The following is a 19,005-nucleotide window of genomic DNA, read 5'->3' as shown; positions in this document are numbered from 1 at the left end:
TTGTGCGGCAACCGGCCACGTGGTGTCGTTTACCATCACGATCTGAGAGTCAGCATATGAGTGTTATCGAGTTTCAAACCTACATTGAGCACGGCGCCATTGAACTGCCGAAGGAATATCACGACCGCATCAAGGGGCGCGTGCGCGTCATTATTCTCACCGACAATGACGAAGATGAAGAGGATATGGTCGAGTTCCTTCTCAATCATCCTTATCAGGTTGATTCGTTTACGCCACTGACACGGGACGAGATCTATGGGCGCCGCTAGCGCAGGCTCGGCTCTGGCCTTTATCGACACGAATATCTGGCTCTATGCGTTTAGCACGAGCCAGGAGAAACTCAAGTCGCAACGGGCCAAAGGGCTCATCCGTGGGACACCGCAGATTGCCCTGAGCACCCAAGTCGTGAACGAGGTGTCTGTCAACATGCTGCGCAAGTTTCAGGCGGATGAGCAGGCGATCCGCAAGTTAATTCGCTCCCTCTATCGCAAGTATCTGATTGTCGAGTTGAACCGCTCCATCTTGCTGCACGCATCGGATCTTCGCAGCGCCTACCACGTTTCCTATTGGGATAGTCTGATTATCGCAAGTGCGCTGGCGGTAGGGGCAACGACCTTGTACACCGAGGATCTGCAAGACGGGCTGATCATCAACAGCCAGCTGACGATTGTCAACCCAATGAAAGCAGTAATCCAATCATAAACTGGCGTAGATCGAGTCGACGACTGTGCTGCCCGACATGCGATTGTGCCTGACGCAGATCTACTGCGCTCTGCGGCGCAGATGAATCGCAGACCGTCAGGCGCATTATACATGTTGTAAGCAATGGTTCATCTATCGCTGCGCTTCTACCTTGCCGACGGCAGCGAAGCGGCGATGAATCCCGGTCAGGTGTGGATTGCGGCAGTGCCGAAACTCGGCAACCTGACCGTCAGGTGATTGTGATGCGCATTTGACCGTTTCGCTCATATGATCTATCATAGGGGGAATACCGGTCGGCTGTGGTGTGCCAGATCGAGATAGCATGAAACAGGATGTTCTGACGTTTGATGGTTTTGTAAGTAATGTTCAATATACGGCATGCCTGGCGGAAAAACTGCCAGAATATGATTTTTGTGATTTCGATATCAATAAAGCCAGGCCTTGCGGTAAAATTATCGTCCCTGACGGTTCGGTAGCGTATTCAAAATGGGTGTCTCCTAAACGAACACGTAGCTACCCTTTTGCGCGGTTGTACGACATATTAAACGCCCCGAAGCGTATCACTGTTATTCCAGTGCTCAAGGATGAGGGGATTGATGGTGATCTCGATAGAATTCAGTTCTCGACAATATCCTGGATGAATTTATTTGATATTTATATCGTTCTCGCTTATTATGAAAGTGCAGTAAGGAATTCAAGAGCAGGTCAATCGAAGAGAAATAAAATAAGTAAACAGTCCTTTTCACCTGATTTTGTAGAGAGACAGATACTGGATATACTGAAGTATAAAAATAGTGCGCTCCACTGGAACTTTAATCTTTTGGAGACTAGTTTTGTTGATATTTACAGGAAGGCTCTTGACAGTTATCAAGTAATATCGAGACAAACAGGGATCAAGATGCACGACAGGAAAGCACAAGAAAAGTATTTGGAGAAAGTCAGAGCCAATTTTGATGATTTCAAAAATCTCTCTCTTTCAGGTTCAAAAAATGCCTCCATAAGGGAAGCTGCCGTTGTCCATCATAATGAACATCTTTCAGACGGCTCGAAGGTAAGGCTCAATATCAGAAATTATCTCGGAGGTGTTTACTATCTGACTGCTGATGAAGTTATCAAAGAGGGCGATAGATATGTCATTCAGGAGTCTAAAAACTCAACAAAAGGATCTCTTCCTTCTCTCGATGATATAAAAGATGGTCTTTTCAAGATTGCCCTCTTTTCAAACATCGATGCTCTGCTCCTCGAGGGTCAAAAGGTTGATTTCACCGTTCGGTTGAAGTTGACGGGAAAAGATATTTATGGCACTCTCTTTATGCCTTGCAGTAGTTGCGAATTAGACCGGTTCATTACTGAAAACAGACTTAATGAGAGAAGAGCTAAAGTAATTCGCGGTTTATACGACGAATGTCTTTATAATAAGAGAATTCAGATACATATAGCTCCTAACCAATAAAAGCAATGATCAAAAGCCCTTTACGCTACCCTGGCGGAAAGTCACGCGCGGTGCAGCGCCTGCTTGCCCTTGTTCCTGACGTTTTCGATGAATACCGCGAACCATTCGTTGGAGGGGGGTCTTTTTTCGTTTGCTTGAGACAAAAGTATCCTGAAGTCAGAATGTGGATCAATGATCTCAATACTGAACTATTCTATTTTTGGAAGTGCGCTCAGGAAGACTCTGTGAAATTGGCGGGTGAGATTATGAGATTAAAGCTGGAAAGAGTAGATGGGAGGGAGTTGTTTTATGAGTTGCTTGGCATGAACACATCAACAATGGGTGACTTTGAGCGGGCAGTAAGGTTTTTTGTTCTTAATCGGATTACCTTTTCTGGGGTCGTTGAGGCGGGAGGTTATTCCGAAGGGGCTTTCGTTGGAAGATTTACGAAATCTTCAATAGAAAGAGTTGCTCTTCTCGGAAAAATCTTAGAGGGTGTTAAGATTACGAATATGGACTATAAGGAGTTGCTGAAGGATGGTGATAGAAGGACATTTACATTCCTGGATCCGCCATACCTCGTTGCGACGAAATCAAAACTTTATGGAAGAAATGGCATATTGCACGAGAGTTTTGACCACACTGAATTTGCTGAAGAGATGAAAAAGTGCAGGCACTCGTGGCTGATTACATATGACGACTCGCCTGAAATTCGTCAGAACTTTCAGTTTGCGTGTATCCATCGTTGGGAATTGCAGTACGGCATGAATAATTACAGGCAGGAGAAAGCCGAGAAAGGCGCTGAACTGTTCATCTCCAATTATCAACTCCCCATGGATCACGACATGCGCGTGCAGTTCAATGGATGCATCCAGCATTCGCTGTGGTAATTGCAGCGTATCCTCGCCTTCTCGGACCGGGTATGCCGGTTGCACCGGTCATCGTGCTGCGCGAACCGTCGCATTGTACAATACGATGAGAATCAACAGCGGTTCTATCCGAACCCAGGTGAGGTGTTCATGACCACACTGATCCTTGAGTTGCAACCTGATCTCTATGACCGGCTTGCGCAGGAGACTGCGCGCCCTGGTCGGCCCGTCGAGACGCTGGTTGAGGAGTGGCTGGAACGGAGGTTCCCGCCTCGATACCAGCGCCATCGTGAAGCGCTCCTTCATTGACCTGGAGCAGGAGTGTACCGATGTCTACCCCGCTTGAGACGGTTTACCCGCCGGTGTCTGACGAACTATTACGCGAAATGGTTGAGCGAATGCGTGCAGCGGGCAACCCGCGCAAGATTGTGCTGTTCGGCTCGCGTGCCCGCGGTGATGCTCGTCCTGACAGCGATCTCGACATCCTGGTCATTGAAGAGTCGGACCTGCCGCGCTATAAGCGTGCGTCACGCTACCTTCGTGCGCTTGTCGGCCTGTTTCCGGCGAAAGATGTTGTCGTCTGGACCCCGGCCGAGGTACAAGCGTGGGCTAATGTGCCGAACGCGTTTATCACGACCGCCCTGCGTGAGGGAAAGGTGCTGTATGAGCGACGCGACTGACCTGGCGCGCGGCTGGCTGGCAAAGGGAGATAGCGACCTGTTTAGCGCACGGCTCATCGCGGCAAGTTCTGGACCGTATGATACGGCCTGCTTTCATGCCCAGCAGGCTGCTGAGAAATACCTGAAGGGACTGCTCGCTTTCACCGGGCAGCCGTTTCCGCTCACGCATAACCTTGAGGAGCTTGAGCGCCGCTGTGCCACGCTCGACCCGGCGCCGGATCTCACGGGGCTTGACCTGACGCAGTTGACCCCCTACGCTGTCCAGTTGCGCTATGACCCTGGATTCTGGCCAGATCAGGCCACTGCCGCTGAGGCGATCGAGGTGGCTGAGCGGGTTCGTGCGGCTGTGCTGGCCGTTTTGCCGCAGGCCGCGCACCCGTAGAAGAACGAACGCCTGCGGGAATTGTCATTAACCATAGCATGACTTCACTGCAAAAACGCACCGCAGAGACGCCGAGCGCGCAGAGAACTTCAAAAATATGCGCGTCGAAGTGTGATGCGTTGGAGCGACTCGCTCTGGCATCTTCCTCTGCGAACGCTGCGCCGCTGCAGTGACCTACCCTTTTTGCGGTGGACTTATAGCGTGCAGGCGAAGGTCGGGACGACCACGCTGCTTGAACCGACACGATCCGGGAGCACTGCTCCTCAGCGCGCCGCTGCTGGCATCGATGGCGGCTTTTCGCCGGTTGTCAGCAGGCGGATGGCATAGAACAGTTGATTGTCGGCGCAGGTGGTCGCTCCAGGCGGCGGTTGCCGGTCGCCAATGCACGGCGCCTGCGTGGCCGGATCTTCGGCGTAGGGAATGACGTACTGCGGCATGATGCCGATCTTGTCGATTTCAGTGCGCGCCGGTGTCAACCAGTGGGCAAAGGTGATGCGCGCGCTGCTCCCGTCGCTCAGGTTGTAGATGTTCTGCACCGACCCTTTGCCAAAGGTTTTTTCGCCGATCAGCGTCACATTCGGGCGACTGTCGCGCAACGCCCCGGCGACAATTTCGCTGGCGCTGGCGGAACCGCCGTTGATCAGCACCACGATAGGAAGGTCATACGCGCGAATGTCGCCGCTGACGGTGCGGATTTCGGTCAACTCTCCTTTGCTGTTCTGCTCGTAGAGCGCCACCCCGTCGTACAGTCGCCCTAATACGGCGCGTGCCTGATCCAGGTAGCCGCCGGGATTGTTGCGCAGGTCAAGGACGATTCCCTTCGGCGCCTGCGGCAGCAGTTCGCGCAGCGCCTGATCGAATTCGGGAACGGTGTTGGCTTTGAATTCGATGATGCGGATATAGGCGACGCCGCCATCGACAAGTTGCGCTTCGACGCCGGGAACCACAATGTCGGCGCGGGTCAGGGTTATATCGAACTCCTGATCGCCCGGTTGCCGCCGGATGGTCAGACGCACCTGCGTGCCAGCCTGCCCGCGGATTTTCGCCGCCACTTTGACCGCCGCTTCGTGAATGTCGAGACCGGCGATCATTGGCGCTACCGGCTCGCCATCAATTGCGACGATCTCATCGTCTTGCCGGAGACCGGCGGCGTCGGCAGGCGCGCCTTTGATCGGCTTGTAGAGGTAGGCGCGCCCGTCGGTGATCCGCAGGTAGGTTCCAATGCCCCCCATGCGCCCCTGCATGTGCTCGTTTGTCTGCGACGCCAGCTCCGGTTCCTGGTAGACGGTGTACGGATCGTCGAGCGACCCCAGCATGCCGCTGATAGCGCCGCGGATCATGCGCGTGTGGTTGATCTTGTCGCGCCGGTAGAACTCGGCTTCAACCAGATTCCACACCTCCCAGAAGACGCGAAACTGCTGCCGCAGCGATGGCGGCGTCTCCTGGTTGGCGACCAGTCCAGGACCAATCACCGGAACAATCCGGGTGAGCGAGATGCTGTCGGCGAAGATCGTGGCGCTTACCCAACCACCGATGAACCCGACGGTCAGCAGAACCAGCGCGGCGGCAAGACGACGAAGCACAGGACGATAGGCGGACATAACGAAGCTCCTGAACGGGTGGTGCATCGGGGCAAAAGCAGGTCACCCGTGCGTGTCGAACTCGTACACGATGATCGCGGTCGCAGCAATTGGCGCAGTTTCGGCGCGGAGTGTGCGCGGACCGAGCGATACGCTCATGATACCATGGCGCCCGGCGCATTGGCGTTCATCGTCGGTCAATCCGCCCTCCGGTCCGCTGAAGAGCGCGAGCGACGTCGGCGACGTGTGCTGTTGCAGGATGCGCAGGGCGTGCGCGAGGGGCGTCGCATCTGTTCCTTCCCACAGAAGCAGCGCCGGATCGGACGAATCCCATTGGGCGCAGGCTTCGGCGAACGGGATCGCCGGTGTAAGGCGTGGCAGTCTGCCGCGGCGCGACTGCTCGGCAGCCTCGCGAATGATCCGGCGCCAGCGGGTCAGTTTGCGTTCGTCGGGAGCGATGTCGATACTGCGAGCGCAGGTCGTCGGAACGAATGTCGCCGCTCCGAGTTCGACCCCTTTTTGCAGCGCCCACTCGAAACGTTCGGTTCGGATGAGCGGCAGGTAGATCGTCAGATTGATGCGCGGTTCGCCGCCAGCTGCTTCACGCGCCTCGATTGCACCGTTCACCGTGCCGCGCCGATCAACGGCTTCCAGCGATACCGTATACTGCCACCCCTCGCCATCGAGCAGGATAATCCGATCGCCGCGACCGAGCCGCAACACATCCGCCAGTTGATGCCCCAGTTCGGGATCGAACAGGCGCGCCTTCCCGCCGTCGAGCGCGGACGGATCGACGAAAAAACGGTAGGTGTTGCTGCGAATCGTATCACGCTGACGGCGGGGCATATGACGGCTTGCGATGAACCAGCGCCACCCAGTCGCCTTCCTGATGGCGTGTGACCGGTTCGAGACCGGCGGCGGCATACGCGGCGACAACATCGGATTCGCGTTCGGCGATAATGCCGGAACTGATCAGGATGCCGCCTGGACGCAGCGCGGCGACGCAATCGGGAGCGACTGCGACAAGCACCCTGGCGATGATGTTGGCGACAATCAGGTCGAACGGCAATGCCACATCGGGAGGGAGCGAGTCGGGAAGCAGCGCCGACGATTCGGCGGTTGACGTCTCCTGATCACTCCTGACGGTTGTCGGTTGCAACCAGTGCCCGAAGGCTGCGCCGCGTCCCAGGCTTCCCTGTGCGGCAATGACGACATCCGCCACGGTGTTCAGCGCCGCATTTGCCCGCGTTGCCTCAACCGCAATCGGGTCAGTGTCGAGCGCCAGCACTCTGGCAGCGCCCAGGCGCGCCGCCGCAATGGCAAGAATACCGGAGCCGCACCCCAGATCGAGTGCAGTGATGCCCGGCGTAACATACTGCTCCAGGGCGCGCAGGCACAACTGCGTCGTCGGATGGAGTCCGGTTCCAAACGCCATGCCGGGATCGATACGCACAACCAGATCGTCGTGCTGCGGCTCGTAGTCCAGCCACGACGGCACGATCATCATGCGCTCACCGATCCGCTGGATGGTGTAGTACTGCTTCCAGGCGTTTGCCCAATCCTCCTCCTCGATCTGCCGGACCTGCAACTGACCGACAGGACGGATCATTCCAAGCAGCCACAACCCCTGCTCGATGCGCGCACGCGCCTCTTCGGCGGACTCGTCGAGCGCCAGGTAGGTGCGCACCGTCACCGGGCGCACTGGATCGTACCGGTACTCCGGACCGTCATCGCCGGGAATGATCGGCGGCTCGACGACAACGCCGCCGTTGTAGCCATAGTGCGCCAGCAACTCACTGACCGACTCGACCGCTTCAGCATCACACGTGACTGAAAGTTCCAGCCAGTTCATACGTGTCGCTTATCTGCCGCTTTCCAACGGGTACCCTGCGGCGTATCCTCGAGCGTGATTCCCAGATCCGCCAGGCGGTTACGCACCATATCGGCAAGAGCGAACTGCTTCGCCTTGCGCAGTTCGCTGCGCACCTCAATCAGCAGGTCGATAAACGGCGCCGCCTGCTGGATGATCGGTTGCTGCGGTGTCAGGGTCAACCCCAGCACATCGGTCAACTCGCGGAACGTCGCCTGCGCTTCGGCGAACGGCGCCCCGCCGACGCCTGCATCGCGCGCAGTATTGATCGCGCGCACCAGATCGAAGAGCGCCGCCAGTGCGCCAGCCGTGTTGAAATCGTCATCCATCGCGGCGATGAACCGTTCGCGGGTGGTTCGTGCAGCTGCCAGCAGCACATCGACCGCCAATCCCGCTTCAATCGTCCCGATCGGCGGTTCGAGCGCGGAACGCAATCGCACCAGTTTGCGCTCCTGATCGGCGGCAATCTCCTCGCCAAACGCCAGCGGACTGCGGTACGAACTTGAGAGCACCGTCAAACGAAGCACATCGGGGTGGTACTGCGCCAGAAACTCGCGGATCGTCACCACATTGCCGAGCGATTTCGACATCTTCTCCAGTTTATACGTGCCGTCCGCCAGACGGGTCTGAATCTGGAGCATGCCGTTGTGCATCCAGTAGCGCGCGAATGGCTTGCCGGTCAGGCTTTCGGTTTGGGCAATTTCGTTCTCGTGGTGTGGAAAGATCAGGTCGGCGCCGCCGCCGTGGATATCGATCTGTTCGCCGAGATGCGCCAGGTTCATCGCCGAGCACTCGATATGCCATCCGGGACGCCCCGGTCCCCACGGGCTGTCCCAGAACGGCTCCCCCGGTTTCGCTGCTTTCCACAGCGCAAAGTCCGCCGGATTTTCTTTGCGCTCATCGACGCTGATACGATTCCCGGCAATCATATCGTCGAGACTGCGCCGCGAAAGTTTGCCGTAATCGGGGACGGTCGCAATGCGGAAATAGACATCACCATCGACCACGTATGCATGCCCGGTTTCGATCAGGCGGGTGATGAACTGCTGAATCTCCGGCATCGTTTCCGTCGCGCGCGGGTAGATATGGGCGCGTTTGACATTCAGCGCTTCGAGGTCTTCGAGAAACTCGGCAATGTACGACTCGGCGAGTTCCTTCGGATCACGTCCGATTTCTCTGGCGCGATTGATGATTTTATCGTCCACGTCGGTAAAGTTGACCACGTGCTGAACCGCGTAGCCGCGGTACTCCAGGTAGCGCCGCACCACATCGAAGACAATCGCCGACATCGCGTGCCCGATATGCGCCCGATCATAGACTGTCACCCCGCAGACGTACATTTTGACCACACCGGGTTCGAGCGTTTCGAACGGTTCCAGAGTGCGGGTGAGCGTGTTATAGATACGAATGCTCATAGATACTATATCCCATCACCGGCTACATAGCCGTGCTCACTCATGATGCCATTGCCATGTGTATCATCGCCAAGAGCGGACCAGCACTGTTCCAGCAGTGCATCATCTTCGACATGGTGGGTGAGATGATGGTTGGTGGCGATCTCGAGTTCAGTCAGGCGCTCTTCGAGTTCCAGCACCTTCGCGCGCAGGCTGCGCAGCATTTCGCCTTCGGGGTCGGGGAGATGCTCGACGCGGCGTGTTTCGCCGGTATGCGGGTCGCGTTGCGCGACGATGCGCGCCGGAACGCCAACGGCGGTCGTATGTGGCGGCACATCTTTCACCACCACGGCGCCGCCGCCGATGCGCGCCCCCTCACCAATGGTGATAGCGCCAAGCACGATTGCCCCGACGCCGATCACGACGTTGTCGCGCACCGTCGGATGGCGTTTGCCACGCTGTTTACCGGTGCCGCCAAGCGTCACGCCCTGATAGAGAGTCACCCAATCGCCGATCTCCGTCGTTTCGCCAATCACCACACCCATGCCATGGTCGATGAAGAAGCCACGACCGATGACCGCGCCGGGATGGATTTCGATGCCGGTGAGGAAGCGACTGATCTGCGAGATCAGGCGCGGAATAAACGGAATCTGGCGACGCCAGAGCGCATGCGCCAGGCGATGCAGCAGAATCGCGTGCAATCCAGGGTAGAGCAGTACTTCCGCCAGGCTGCGCGCTGCCGGATCATTGCGAAAGATCGCGCGAATATCGTCGCGTATAACGCAGAGCAGGTTATCTTTATGTCTGGACATATAAAACCTCCCGTTCGACGGTCAATCGAAGCGCGTAACGCAAACCAGGGGCGCCATTCAAAACATGACGCCCCTAACGACAGATACAGGTCTGCGCGACGAACCCGACCGACTGGCGGCGGGAGGTATGGGGAAGGAAAGGGAAGCGCCCACGTTCGGGGCGCATATGGATCAGATCACGATTCACTGCCGCTCGTCTCACTCTTCTCACTCTTCGACGAGCCATCGCTGCCGATGCTCGCGCTGTCACTCTTGCGGCTATCGGTAATGTACCAGCCTGAACCTTTGAAGACAATGCCCACCGGCTGGAAGACCCGGCGCACCGAGCCTTCTTTGCCACAGCGACAAACCCGCAACGGCTCGTCCTTGAACGACTGGAACTGTTCGAATTGTGCACCGCAAGCGTCACAGGCGTACACGTAGGTAGGCATAACCGTCACGACCTCCTGGTATCGAGTAATGAGCCGAACGCCGAATGATGTGTCAGGCGCTTCTATTGTAGCCGATCTGATGGCAATGATCAAACGGTCAAACGTAGGAGTTTCGTTAGAGAACGAAGCCCGTTACGGGAGTGAGGGCATCTTGCCCTCGGCTGCCCCAAGAGGGTGGGACGCCTTCGCTCCAATGGCAAACAGCGCGGATGGTGAACGCGCACCAGTATGCCGCGCAGCATGTTCTACCAGATTTGATTATGAGAGGGCGCGTTTCAGCAGTATACCGAACGCTGGCGGATCACACTGGCGAATAACAACGTCGGGTGTGCCGTGCCATGCTGCACAGGAGCGCAACGCTGCCGCCAGCTCCAGCGCAAGGTCTTCGTCTGGATCGACGCCTGGCTCGATATAGAGCGCCTTGACCTCAAATATACCATCTTTCCGGTGCGCTTTTGGATCAAGCCGCCCGATCAGCGCGCCCCGATGCAGGATGGGCAATGTGAAATAGCCATAGCGTCGTTTGGGTGCAGGTGTATAACACTCGATGCGATAGTCGAAGCCAAACAGTTCCCGGATGCGCTGCCGATCCCACACGACAGGATCGAACGGTGAGAGAAGCGTCGTCATCGTTGATCGGAGCGCGCCATCGGCGGCAGCCTGAGCCAGCGGCAGATTGCCCGGATGAATGTAGACCGGATCGCGCCATCCTTCGACACGAGCAGTTGCGAGTGCGCCATTGGCTGCCAGTGTAGCGGCAATGCGCGCCGTTTCTGCCTTGTTCAGGCGAAAGTAGTCTGCGAGCCAGCGTGCTGGCGCCGCACCGAGCGCCTGTGCTGCCGCAAGGATCAGTGTGCGCTGCGCTGTCTCGACATCAGGTATACGGGCATCGTCCCATTCAGGCAGAACTCGCTCACGCAGGTCGTAAACGCGCTGAAAGTTCTCTCGCCGGTCAATCATCAGATCACCGACAATGAAGAGCATTTCCAGCGCCATCTTTTCGATCTTCCAGTTCCACCATCCTCCCTTCGCGTCGTCAGCGCGAACGAAGTCTGCTGAGCGAACCGGTCCGTTGTTGCGAATATCGTTGATCAGCGCAGCAGCAATCGATTGATGCTCGTGCAACCACTTGCGCGCATAGGCATTGCTGCGCGTGCGCCCTGCCAACATGAGTGACCGGTAGATCGGGTAATCGTCAATCGGCAGAAAACAGGCTTCGTGCGACCAGTACTCAAAGATTGCTCGCTCCACCAGCAGATCGGTCAACCAGCGCGGATCATACGCCCCTAGGCGGCTCCACAGCACCAGGTACGGGCTGCGCGCGACCACGTGGATGGTGTCGATTTGCAATGCACCCATCCGCCGGATGGTTTCCAGAAGGTCATCCCGGGTTGCCGCGCGCTGCGGCGGTTGATCAAGCCCCTGTGATGCCAGCAGCACTGCACGGAGTGCAGCGGACGTCAGTGTGAGCGACATACGACCCTCCGAACGGACGTGCGCAACTCTGCGCAGGTATGATACGTCGAACTGTTGTCTCGTGCAACACAGGTAAGGAGCACGCTATGTCCTCGATGAGTCTGTTTGGTGATGTTGAGCATATCAACACCCATACCCATCTGGAAGGCGAGAGTTTTACGGCAATGTTCGGCAGACTCACCGTTGATCTGACACGCCAGCGACTCTCGTCCGGCGATCACGCCATCGGCGCCTACGCACTGTTTGGTCAGGTCACAATCCGCGTCCCCAACGATGCTGGCATCCACGTGGATGGCAGCGCGATAATGGGACAGACGGGGTATGAGTGGCGTTCAGAAGACAACGAACTGCACTCTCCTGTCGGGTTGCCGGAGATCGAATTCGAGACAGCGCCGGTGCGCCTGCGCATTACTGCCGTTGCGATGTTTGGCGAGGTAAAGATCGTGCGGGTTGTAACCGGGGAAAGAACCGCACCGGCGCTGCCTGGTGAACCATTGCCAGAAATGTCCAGCAACACTGGATCGTATGAGGGTGAGACCCGGCGGATCGCCAGCCTGTGACAGGCTCTACTCTGTCGTTTCGAGCACCGATTCGTCGATATCGAGCGGCGCCTGATCACCCAACCGATTGACGAGCGCCTGGTACGTCTCACGCCGCATCCGGCGATAGACCTCACGGGCAATGCGGAGATCGAGCACCGCAGTGCGCCGTCGCCGTTCACTCTCGGCGACATCATGAATGGCAGATTCGAGCGCAGCGCACGATTGAGCAATTTCGGTCAGGCGCTGTTCGGCAAATGGCAGGGTTGCGGCTTCGAGCGAAAGAACAGCGTGCAGGCGGCGCATATCCTCGAGCAATTCAGCCGGGGTGCTATCGGCTTCGGCGCCGCCGCGTGAGATCAGGCGGATGGTCGGCGTTTCGGCAGTGCCGTAGTGCTGCACAATCTGGCGCAGCGTCTGCTTGTACAGGCGACGCGCCGCTATTTCGCACGTCCAGCGGCGCGCCAGCGCCGCGCGCCAGGCGGCAATGGCATCTTCGCTGGCGTGGTAACTGGTCGTCATCTGGTGGTGGGTCGTGCGATGTGCGGTGAGCAATCCTTCGATCTCCGGCACATCTTTGTGATGACGTTCGAGAATAGCGATCAGTCTGGCCGAGTCGGCGATTGCATCATTGGGGGAGGGAAGTGTCGTCATACCTCAGGCTCCTGTCCAGCACCTTCCGTACCATCATACCCCGCCGCTTCGGAACGGTCTATAGTACGTGCGTCCCGTCCGACAATGGGAGTCTTTCTCAGTGCCGGATTGGACTTTTGGGTACCCTGGTTGCACATCGGCGCCCGATCCGCCGCGCGCGTGTCACGCTGCAACAACCTGCAGGTATTATACGCGAAAAGACGATACCTTTGGTCAAGTTCGTGTGATTTGATGACATTTTGTTCATCAAAGACGACGAACATGTTCGTTCCAGACGTCCAGCGGGGGGTCACTCATCGCTGCGCAGTGCGTCGAAGTCGAGCGGATTGCGGTTCACGCCGCGTTCCCACACCTCGTAGTGCAGATGCGGTCCGCTTGACATACCGGTTGATCCGACATATCCGATCACCTGACCGCGCACCACCGGTTGACCATCGACGACGGCATATGAATCGAGGTGCGCATACGCCGTCTTGTACTGCTCATTCTCAATCGCCAGATAGTTGCCGCCGGGCCAGGTATTCGGTTTCACCCGCGCAATACCATCGTGGGTGGCGTACACCGGCACATGCCATGTTCCCTGCGGGTCGGCTTTGCCATCGCCATCGCTATCGATAGCCAGGTCGATCCCGCCCCAGACGCTGGCGGGGGCGTGTGATCCGACCCCGTACCCCTGCGTGATCACCGTGCGCCGGTCGCGCAACGGATTGCCGGAGGGACGTTCGGCGGCAGGTTGAGCGGCGAACGCCGCGCTGATCGACGGCTTTGCACTGCGGCTGACACCCATCATCGAGCCGTCCCAGCGACTCAACAATGGCGGCGGTGATTGTGTTTGCTGCACCAGAATGCCAAGCCCGATCAGCGCCAGGATCAGCAGGAGAATCTGTGTATGGCTCAGGCCCATTATCGTGCTTGCGATACGCGCCATTCGGCGACCAGGCGATTGACGGTATCGATGTAGACCGGAACATTGTTTTCAACCGCTGGCGCGTAGATCGGGACGATCTCCTCGACGGTATGGACGCCGCGCCACTCCACATACTCGACGGCGATCAGACGGTACCAGTCTGCGATCCCTTCCTCCCAACTCGCATAGTCGCGGAATCGCCCGTAACACCTCTTATACCCGGCGCAGATGATATTGCCGATGTTGTGCGTCGTGCTGCCGTCGGGTTTGCGCCCGGCCCAGCCGGGGGCGGTTCCTGCGCCCGACTCATGGATGAAGAAAGCCAGGGCGTATGCCGGGTCGATGCCATACCTGACGCCGAGTTCGACCCAGGTTGCGCCGGTGCCGGCCGCCGGTGATTGCCACGCAGCGAGGATGCGGTCGATCTGCTGCGCCGAAATGCTGGGCGGACCAAGCACCGAGTGCTGACCGTTAGGCGCTGGCGGGTGATTGGTGAACGCATTCGTCAGGGTCGTCTGGAGGCGTCCTGCGCATCCAGGCGCCAGGCAGATCTGCGGCGTCCCGGTTTCGCGCCAGACCAGGAACAGGACAACGAGACTGACCAGGCAGATGGCGAGGAGCGGCCAGGGGAAATCCCACGATCGGGCGGTTCGCCGCGCCCCACCCACTCGTCTCTCCGCTTGCAGGGGGGGGCGGGGAAGCGATTGCGCTGCGATCAACTCTGCCAGCAACAGGTCGCGTTCGAGTTCGGAGTCGTGGTCGGGCGACGGTGCGAGCGGTTCGTCGTCGAGCGGCGCCACAAACGACGGAATGGAAGGCAGGCGTTCCTGCACATCGACGCGACGTTCTCTGAGGCGGCGTTGCCCGATCTCCGGCAAATGGTCATCGAACGGATCGCGCAGCCGCGCCAGCGGATTCGGGCGGCGTTCCGGCAGGCGAAGGTCGGCATGGTGCGCCGATCGACGCTCGCGCTGCGGCGAACGGCGATTGGCGCGAAGGTCATGCTCTGCATCAGTGTCGTTCATGGACGAAAGGTTTTCATCAGGCGCGCCTGTTCTTCGGGCGTCGGCAGGCGGAAAAAACCGTCGCGATTAAGATAGATAATCCGCTCGCGACGAATATCGAGCAGCAGGTCGGGCAGCGCATCACCATCGACATCCTGAACGTTGATGGTGACCGGCGTCAGATGCTCATCGGCGCCAAACAGGTATGGACCGGTGATAGAGCGCACCTGCGACGGATCGCCGCCGGGCAATTCCAGGATGACCACCTGCCGGTCGAGATTGATTGCGATCAAATGCGTCGGTTGACCGGCGTCTTCGCCGTGACCGACGAACGCCTGGACGTGCATCGTGCGCGGATAGCCGTAGCGTATATCGTCGATCATCACCGTGATCCGCCCAAGCGCGGCGCCGATCAGAGCATAGATTGCCAGGGCGCCGAGCATCAGCGCCGTTCCGTAGAGCGCGGCGTATGCAGTGCGTTGCATCCGGTGGTTGCGACTCCAGGCGCGACGCCCCACGCGAATAGCCCGACTCGTGACCGCCATGATAGACCTCCTCACCTGTTCAAGCAACGGCGGGACTCTGACGCCTGCAATGGACGCCGGGTTGAGCGCAGGCGGTTGATCTCCGCGTTCATTGTGCGATTGAGGTGAGGACATTATAATCGAACATTTGTTCTAAATCAAGATGTTTCTACCATCTGACCCTGTTGTTCGTGCGCCAGCGCCGGATGCAGATGCGTCGACGCGAGCCATGCTTCAATGGCGGCGACCGGCAAGACCCCGCGTTCGGTCACAATGCCTGACAGCAGTTCGAGCGGCGTCAGGTCGAAATAGCGGTTGCGAATATGCACGTTGGGCGGCGCTTCCGCCCAGATCTCGCTGCGGGGGCGGTCGAGTTGTTCAAGGGGGCGAAAACCGGGCAGCACGAACTTCTCGCTGCCACAGAGCGCGTAGAACCCGACCCCCTTTGCGTGCGCCGTCAGCGCCATACCGTAGGTGCCAACTTTGTTGACCAATCCCTGGGTGCTGAGCATATCGGCGCCCACGATCACCAGTTGCGCCTGGGCGATATGGGCCGGTAATTCAGCGTCGATCACCAGTTGGGTGGGAATCCCGTACTCCGCCAGGATTGCCGCCGTCTGACGACCTTCGAGGATCGGGCGCGACTCGCCGCACACGACGCGGAAGCGGCGCCCTGCGCGTTGTGCGTGACGCAGCGCGTGTTGCACGGTGGTACTGTACGACAGGGTAACGATGGTGATGCCATCCGAAATCAGCGCCAACGCGCCCTCGGCGACATGCAGCGCGTGCTGACGCAACTGATGCTTGAACCCTTCGGCAACCTCCACGACGGTGCGGATCAAGTCATTCAGCGACTGTGGTTCTTCAATCGCCCACAGAACCCGATTGACCAGGTTGACCAGCGGCGCCATCACCGGTTGTGCGTGGATGAGCGACCATCCAAAGTTGCGCAGGTCGCGGCGAAACTCCTGCGGCGATGATGATCGGCTGGCTTCCGCGCGCCGGATCATCAGATCGGCGGCCTGTTCAGCAATCTGAGCGGCGCCCTGGCGATTATCGACGGCTATTGCTGCGACTGACTCCACGACCTCGACCCCTCGTGTCATCGTACGACCGGACATAGTGTGTTTTCCATGTTCATTATCGCACACTTGAATCGTTTGTGTGCAGCGGATGAAACAGAGCGGCGGAAATGACAGGACAGGAGACTCGTGCACTGTTGATCGGCGCCATTCAGGGCGCGGGCAGATGATCCGCTGCCTGGGGCGCAAGACATGCCTTCACCAGCGCTTCAAGGCGTTCAATGGAAAACGGTTTGGCGATGTAGGGACTTCCGGTCTGCGCGAGGCGCGCCTGTGTCGAGGCGCTGATTGTATCGCCGGTGATGAAAATGATACGCTGCGCCAGGTGCGGGTTGTGTTCCTTGATATGCTGGTACAGTTCGAATCCGGTCATGCCAGGCATTTTGATATCGGTCAGAATCAGGTCGAACGATTGGCGCGCAATTGCAGCGAGCGCAGCCTCACCGCTGGCGACTGTGGTCGGGCGATGACCGAGATCGGTAAGCAGTCGCGCCAGCAATGCGCTGACCGCCTCTTCGTCGTCAACCACCAGGATCGCAGCGCCGCCGTTCGACTCTTCGGGAAGGGGTTCTGCTTCGACAGATGCGGGTTCTGAGTCAATGGACGATATCCCCGGTGGCTCATAAACATGGTCGAGCGGCAGTTCAACGTACATTGTCGTTCCGACGCCAACCTCGCTTTCCGCCCAGATGCGACCGTGATGCTCCTGAATGATGCCGAAGCAGATCGACAACCCTAATCCGGTTCCCTGCCCGATCGGCTTGGTTGTGAAGAACGGGTCGAAGATACGATTCAGGTTGCGTGGCGGAATACCGATGCCGGTGTCGTTCACGGCGACGCGGATGCAGGTTTCCTCGCGTCCGCCCTCGCCAACGCGCCGCTCAACCGAGGTGCGCAGCGTGAGCGTTCCCTTGCCGCCGCGCTCGATCATGGCCTGGTGCGCATTGTTGATCAGGTTGAGGAAGACCTGCTGCAACTGGTGCGGATCCGCTACCGTTTGCGGCAGGTCGGGAGCGAAATCGGTGACGACCGTGATGTTATCGACGCGCAGTTGATAGGCGCGCAGGGTAAGGGTGCTTTGCAGCACCTGGTTGATATCGACGGGCATGCGCTGCGGCTTGTGTTCGCGGGCGAACATCAACAGGTTCTGCACGATGCGCGCTGCGCGCTCCGCCTGGGTGTTGATATGTTGCAGGTCTTCGCGGATCGCCGATGGCAGGCTGGCATCGCGCAGCATCAGTTGGGTGTAGCCGCTGATACTGGTCAGCGGATTATTGACCTCGTGCGCGACGCCGGCAACCAGTTGACCAATGGCGGAGAGTTTCTCCGATTTGATGAGTTGCTCTTCCAGGCGGCGACGCTCGGTCAGGTCGCGGGCGATGCAGTGGATCGCTTCAGCACCGTCGCCATCGCGGATCAAACGCGCACTGACTTCGAGTACAGCGATCTCTTCATCACGGCGTCGGATCTGCAACTCGAACGGCGGAACGGTCTGCCCCCGCAGCACATCATTGAACAGGCGCTCCACGTAGGTCCAGGCGTCGCTGAAACTCACCTCGCGCAACGGACGACCGATCAGGTCGTTTTGGGCATACCCGGTGATAGCCGGGGCGACTTTGTTGATACTGCGCAGATTGAACTGTCGGTCGAGGGTGAAGATCAGGTCGTTGGCATTGTCGAACAGGTCGCGGTAGCGCGCCTCGCTCTGTTTGACCTGCTCATAGAGGCGTGCATTCTCGATTGCGATGGCGGCATAATCGGCGAGCGCGGACAACAGGTACTGATCATTGTCGCTGAAGGTGCGTTCCGATTGCTGATTATCGACCGCGAGGACACCGATCACCTGATTGCCGACCATCAGCGGCACCTGAAGGATCGCGCGCACCAGGAATCCGGTGATGACTTTCAACTGTGCGCCGGCGCCAGCTTTATCCAGGCGGATCGGCTTTCCGGTGCGGATCACCTGCCCTGCCAGGCTGTCGTCAATCGGCATGCGCATCTTCTGGGCGCGCTGCTCGCCAAGATTCTTCGCCGCACGCAGGTAGAGTTCGTTGGCGTGCAGGTCGCGCAGCAGCAGAAAGCCCTCTTCGGCGCGTGTGATATAGACGCCGGCTTCGACGATCCGCACCAGCAGTTCTTCGAGATCGAGCAGAGAACTGACCGATTTGCCGATCGAGTAGAGGACGGTCAGTTCCTGCACGCGCTGCCGCAGGTTGCGGGTGAGTTGCTCTTTTTCGCGCCTGAGGCGCCGTTCGCGCAGCGCCTGATCGATTGCTGCCTGCGCCTCGGTCTCACTGAATGGCTTGATCAGGTAGTTCCGCGCTCCCAGACGAAACGCTTCGACCGCAATCGCTTCCGACCCATGCGCCGTCATGAGGATAACGGGCACATCGTACCCTTCCTGGGCAATCAGGCGCAACAGGTCGAGACCGCTGATGTCCGGAAGTTGCAGATCGAGGAGAATGAGATCAGGAGTACGCTGACGGAGACGATTCAGCCCCTGGCGCCCGGTATGTGCAATCGTTGGAGTATAGCCCAGCTCCGGCAATACATGGTCAGCAAGCAGGGAACAGATTTGCTTGCTGTCGTCGATGATCAGAATTTCTTCCATCAGTCAACCATCGATCACGTATCGCGGAGACGGCTTGAAATCATACTTTTCCACAT

The 19,005-nt window shown here is 58.4% G+C and carries 21 protein-coding genes; 8 read left to right on the top strand and 13 right to left on the bottom strand.

Annotated elements, in window-relative coordinates:
* The first annotated feature begins 56 nt into the window (after positions 1-56).
* The 7 genes from ROSERS_RS15660 to ROSERS_RS15630 all read left to right on the top strand — a co-directional run bounded on the left by ROSERS_RS15660 (position 57) and on the right by ROSERS_RS15630 (position 4,065).
* Positions 57-269, top strand: coding sequence for a hypothetical protein (locus ROSERS_RS15660; RefSeq protein WP_011957754.1), 213 nt, complete (start codon positions 57-59; stop codon positions 267-269).
* Positions 256-702, top strand: coding sequence for a PIN domain-containing protein (locus ROSERS_RS15655; protein ID WP_011957753.1), 447 nt, complete (start codon positions 256-258; stop codon positions 700-702). Before ROSERS_RS15660 ends, ROSERS_RS15655 begins: the two co-directional genes overlap by 14 nt.
* 322 nt (positions 703-1,024) lie before the next feature.
* Complete coding sequence (locus ROSERS_RS15650) at positions 1,025-2,155, top strand: hypothetical protein (RefSeq protein ID WP_011957752.1); 1,131 nt, start codon at positions 1,025-1,027, stop codon at positions 2,153-2,155.
* A 5-nt stretch (positions 2,156-2,160) separates the two neighbouring features.
* Positions 2,161-3,024, top strand: coding sequence for a DNA adenine methylase (locus tag ROSERS_RS15645; RefSeq protein ID WP_011957751.1), 864 nt, complete (start codon positions 2,161-2,163; stop codon positions 3,022-3,024).
* 129 nt (positions 3,025-3,153) lie between these two features.
* Positions 3,154-3,312: a hypothetical protein gene (locus ROSERS_RS26145; RefSeq protein ID WP_157041109.1), complete on the top strand. Its 159-nt coding sequence runs from the start codon at positions 3,154-3,156 to the stop codon at positions 3,310-3,312.
* A 20-nt stretch (positions 3,313-3,332) separates the two neighbouring features.
* Positions 3,333-3,683 (top strand): nucleotidyltransferase domain-containing protein, encoded by a 351-nt coding sequence (locus tag ROSERS_RS15635; protein ID WP_011957749.1) that lies wholly within the window; start codon positions 3,333-3,335, stop codon positions 3,681-3,683.
* The gene (locus ROSERS_RS15630; protein WP_011957748.1) at positions 3,667-4,065 is read left to right on the top strand and encodes a HEPN domain-containing protein; all 399 of its coding nucleotides are present in this window, start codon (positions 3,667-3,669) and stop codon (positions 4,063-4,065) included. The genes ROSERS_RS15635 and ROSERS_RS15630 overlap by 17 nt, the downstream gene beginning before the upstream one ends.
* A gap of 263 nt (positions 4,066-4,328) precedes the next feature.
* Here ROSERS_RS15630 and ROSERS_RS15625 read toward each other — a convergent pair whose 3' ends face one another.
* From ROSERS_RS15625 to ROSERS_RS15595, 7 genes are all read right to left on the bottom strand, one after another.
* Positions 4,329-5,666 (bottom strand): S41 family peptidase, encoded by a 1,338-nt coding sequence (locus ROSERS_RS15625; RefSeq protein ID WP_011957747.1) that lies wholly within the window; start codon positions 5,664-5,666, stop codon positions 4,329-4,331.
* A gap of 42 nt (positions 5,667-5,708) precedes the next feature.
* On the bottom strand, positions 5,709-6,491 hold the full coding sequence (locus ROSERS_RS15620) for a 16S rRNA (uracil(1498)-N(3))-methyltransferase (protein ID WP_011957746.1): 783 nt from the start codon (positions 6,489-6,491) through the stop codon (positions 5,709-5,711).
* Complete coding sequence (locus ROSERS_RS15615) at positions 6,472-7,497, bottom strand: 50S ribosomal protein L11 methyltransferase (protein WP_011957745.1); 1,026 nt, start codon at positions 7,495-7,497, stop codon at positions 6,472-6,474. The genes ROSERS_RS15620 and ROSERS_RS15615 overlap by 20 nt, the downstream gene beginning before the upstream one ends.
* Complete coding sequence (cysS, locus tag ROSERS_RS15610) at positions 7,494-8,930, bottom strand: cysteine--tRNA ligase (protein ID WP_011957744.1); 1,437 nt, start codon at positions 8,928-8,930, stop codon at positions 7,494-7,496. Before cysS ends, ROSERS_RS15615 begins: the two co-directional genes overlap by 4 nt.
* 5 nt (positions 8,931-8,935) lie before the next feature.
* Entirely contained in the window at positions 8,936-9,700 is a 765-nt protein-coding gene (gene epsC, locus ROSERS_RS15605; RefSeq protein WP_232282851.1) for a serine O-acetyltransferase EpsC, read from the bottom strand.
* Positions 9,701-9,897: 197 nt separating this feature from the next.
* Positions 9,898-10,152 (bottom strand): FmdB family zinc ribbon protein, encoded by a 255-nt coding sequence (locus ROSERS_RS15600; RefSeq protein WP_011957742.1) that lies wholly within the window; start codon positions 10,150-10,152, stop codon positions 9,898-9,900.
* Positions 10,153-10,410: 258 nt separating this feature from the next.
* Entirely contained in the window at positions 10,411-11,628 is a 1,218-nt protein-coding gene (locus tag ROSERS_RS15595; protein ID WP_011957741.1) for a winged helix-turn-helix domain-containing protein, read from the bottom strand.
* An 86-nt stretch (positions 11,629-11,714) separates the two neighbouring features.
* Between ROSERS_RS15595 and ROSERS_RS15590 the strand changes: the two genes are divergently transcribed.
* Positions 11,715-12,188 carry a cell wall-active antibiotics response protein gene (locus ROSERS_RS15590; protein ID WP_011957740.1) on the top strand — a complete coding sequence of 158 codons (474 nt, stop codon included), beginning with the start codon at positions 11,715-11,717 and terminating at the stop codon, positions 12,186-12,188.
* 6 nt (positions 12,189-12,194) lie between these two features.
* Here the strand turns inward: ROSERS_RS15590 and ROSERS_RS15585 are convergent, their stop codons facing one another.
* The 6 genes from ROSERS_RS15585 to ROSERS_RS15555 all read right to left on the bottom strand — a co-directional run bounded on the left by ROSERS_RS15585 (position 12,195) and on the right by ROSERS_RS15555 (position 18,949).
* Complete coding sequence (locus tag ROSERS_RS15585) at positions 12,195-12,821, bottom strand: hypothetical protein (protein WP_011957739.1); 627 nt, start codon at positions 12,819-12,821, stop codon at positions 12,195-12,197.
* Positions 12,822-13,110: 289 nt separating this feature from the next.
* Positions 13,111-13,725: a M23 family metallopeptidase gene (locus ROSERS_RS15575; RefSeq protein WP_011957738.1), complete on the bottom strand. Its 615-nt coding sequence runs from the start codon at positions 13,723-13,725 to the stop codon at positions 13,111-13,113.
* Entirely contained in the window at positions 13,725-14,753 is a 1,029-nt protein-coding gene (locus tag ROSERS_RS15570; RefSeq protein ID WP_011957737.1) for a glucosaminidase domain-containing protein, read from the bottom strand. Before ROSERS_RS15570 ends, ROSERS_RS15575 begins: the two co-directional genes overlap by 1 nt.
* Positions 14,750-15,277: a hypothetical protein gene (locus ROSERS_RS15565; protein ID WP_011957736.1), complete on the bottom strand. Its 528-nt coding sequence runs from the start codon at positions 15,275-15,277 to the stop codon at positions 14,750-14,752. The genes ROSERS_RS15570 and ROSERS_RS15565 overlap by 4 nt, the downstream gene beginning before the upstream one ends.
* 137 nt (positions 15,278-15,414) lie before the next feature.
* On the bottom strand, positions 15,415-16,377 hold the full coding sequence (locus tag ROSERS_RS15560; protein WP_011957735.1) for a translation initiation factor eIF-2B: 963 nt from the start codon (positions 16,375-16,377) through the stop codon (positions 15,415-15,417).
* A gap of 112 nt (positions 16,378-16,489) precedes the next feature.
* Entirely contained in the window at positions 16,490-18,949 is a 2,460-nt protein-coding gene (locus ROSERS_RS15555; RefSeq protein WP_011957734.1) for a response regulator, read from the bottom strand.
* Between the last annotated feature and the right edge of the window lie 56 nt (positions 18,950-19,005).

It is taken from the genome of Roseiflexus sp. RS-1 (assembly GCF_000016665.1).
In the GTDB taxonomy this organism is placed as follows: Bacteria; Chloroflexota; Chloroflexia; order Chloroflexales; family Roseiflexaceae; genus Roseiflexus.
This window is presented reverse-complemented; position numbering and strand designations above follow the sequence as displayed.

What these genes read in the sequence shown, in the direction of transcription:
- ROSERS_RS15660 (WP_011957754.1), top strand. Translation starts at nt 57, where the DNA reads ATGAGTGTTATCGAGTTTCAAACCTACATTGAGCACGGCGCCATTGAA.
- ROSERS_RS15655 (WP_011957753.1), top strand. Translation starts at nt 256, where the DNA reads ATGGGCGCCGCTAGCGCAGGCTCGGCTCTGGCCTTTATCGACACGAAT.
- ROSERS_RS15650 (WP_011957752.1), top strand. Translation starts at nt 1,025, where the DNA reads ATGAAACAGGATGTTCTGACGTTTGATGGTTTTGTAAGTAATGTTCAA.
- ROSERS_RS15645 (WP_011957751.1), top strand. Translation starts at nt 2,161, where the DNA reads ATGATCAAAAGCCCTTTACGCTACCCTGGCGGAAAGTCACGCGCGGTG.
- ROSERS_RS26145 (WP_157041109.1), top strand. Translation starts at nt 3,154, where the DNA reads ATGACCACACTGATCCTTGAGTTGCAACCTGATCTCTATGACCGGCTT.
- ROSERS_RS15635 (WP_011957749.1), top strand. Translation starts at nt 3,333, where the DNA reads ATGTCTACCCCGCTTGAGACGGTTTACCCGCCGGTGTCTGACGAACTA.
- ROSERS_RS15630 (WP_011957748.1), top strand. Translation starts at nt 3,667, where the DNA reads ATGAGCGACGCGACTGACCTGGCGCGCGGCTGGCTGGCAAAGGGAGAT.
- ROSERS_RS15625 (WP_011957747.1), bottom strand. Translation starts at nt 5,666, where the DNA reads ATGTCCGCCTATCGTCCTGTGCTTCGTCGTCTTGCCGCCGCGCTGGTT.
- ROSERS_RS15620 (WP_011957746.1), bottom strand. Translation starts at nt 6,491, where the DNA reads ATGCCCCGCCGTCAGCGTGATACGATTCGCAGCAACACCTACCGTTTT.
- ROSERS_RS15615 (WP_011957745.1), bottom strand. Translation starts at nt 7,497, where the DNA reads ATGAACTGGCTGGAACTTTCAGTCACGTGTGATGCTGAAGCGGTCGAG.
- cysS (WP_011957744.1), bottom strand. Translation starts at nt 8,930, where the DNA reads ATGAGCATTCGTATCTATAACACGCTCACCCGCACTCTGGAACCGTTC.
- ROSERS_RS15600 (WP_011957742.1), bottom strand. Translation starts at nt 10,152, where the DNA reads ATGCCTACCTACGTGTACGCCTGTGACGCTTGCGGTGCACAATTCGAA.
- ROSERS_RS15595 (WP_011957741.1), bottom strand. Translation starts at nt 11,628, where the DNA reads ATGTCGCTCACACTGACGTCCGCTGCACTCCGTGCAGTGCTGCTGGCA.
- ROSERS_RS15590 (WP_011957740.1), top strand. Translation starts at nt 11,715, where the DNA reads ATGTCCTCGATGAGTCTGTTTGGTGATGTTGAGCATATCAACACCCAT.
- ROSERS_RS15585 (WP_011957739.1), bottom strand. Translation starts at nt 12,821, where the DNA reads ATGACGACACTTCCCTCCCCCAATGATGCAATCGCCGACTCGGCCAGA.
- ROSERS_RS15575 (WP_011957738.1), bottom strand. Translation starts at nt 13,725, where the DNA reads ATGGGCCTGAGCCATACACAGATTCTCCTGCTGATCCTGGCGCTGATC.
- ROSERS_RS15570 (WP_011957737.1), bottom strand. Translation starts at nt 14,753, where the DNA reads ATGAACGACACTGATGCAGAGCATGACCTTCGCGCCAATCGCCGTTCG.
- ROSERS_RS15565 (WP_011957736.1), bottom strand. Translation starts at nt 15,277, where the DNA reads ATGGCGGTCACGAGTCGGGCTATTCGCGTGGGGCGTCGCGCCTGGAGT.
- ROSERS_RS15560 (WP_011957735.1), bottom strand. Translation starts at nt 16,377, where the DNA reads ATGTCCGGTCGTACGATGACACGAGGGGTCGAGGTCGTGGAGTCAGTC.
- ROSERS_RS15555 (WP_011957734.1), bottom strand. Translation starts at nt 18,949, where the DNA reads ATGGAAGAAATTCTGATCATCGACGACAGCAAGCAAATCTGTTCCCTG.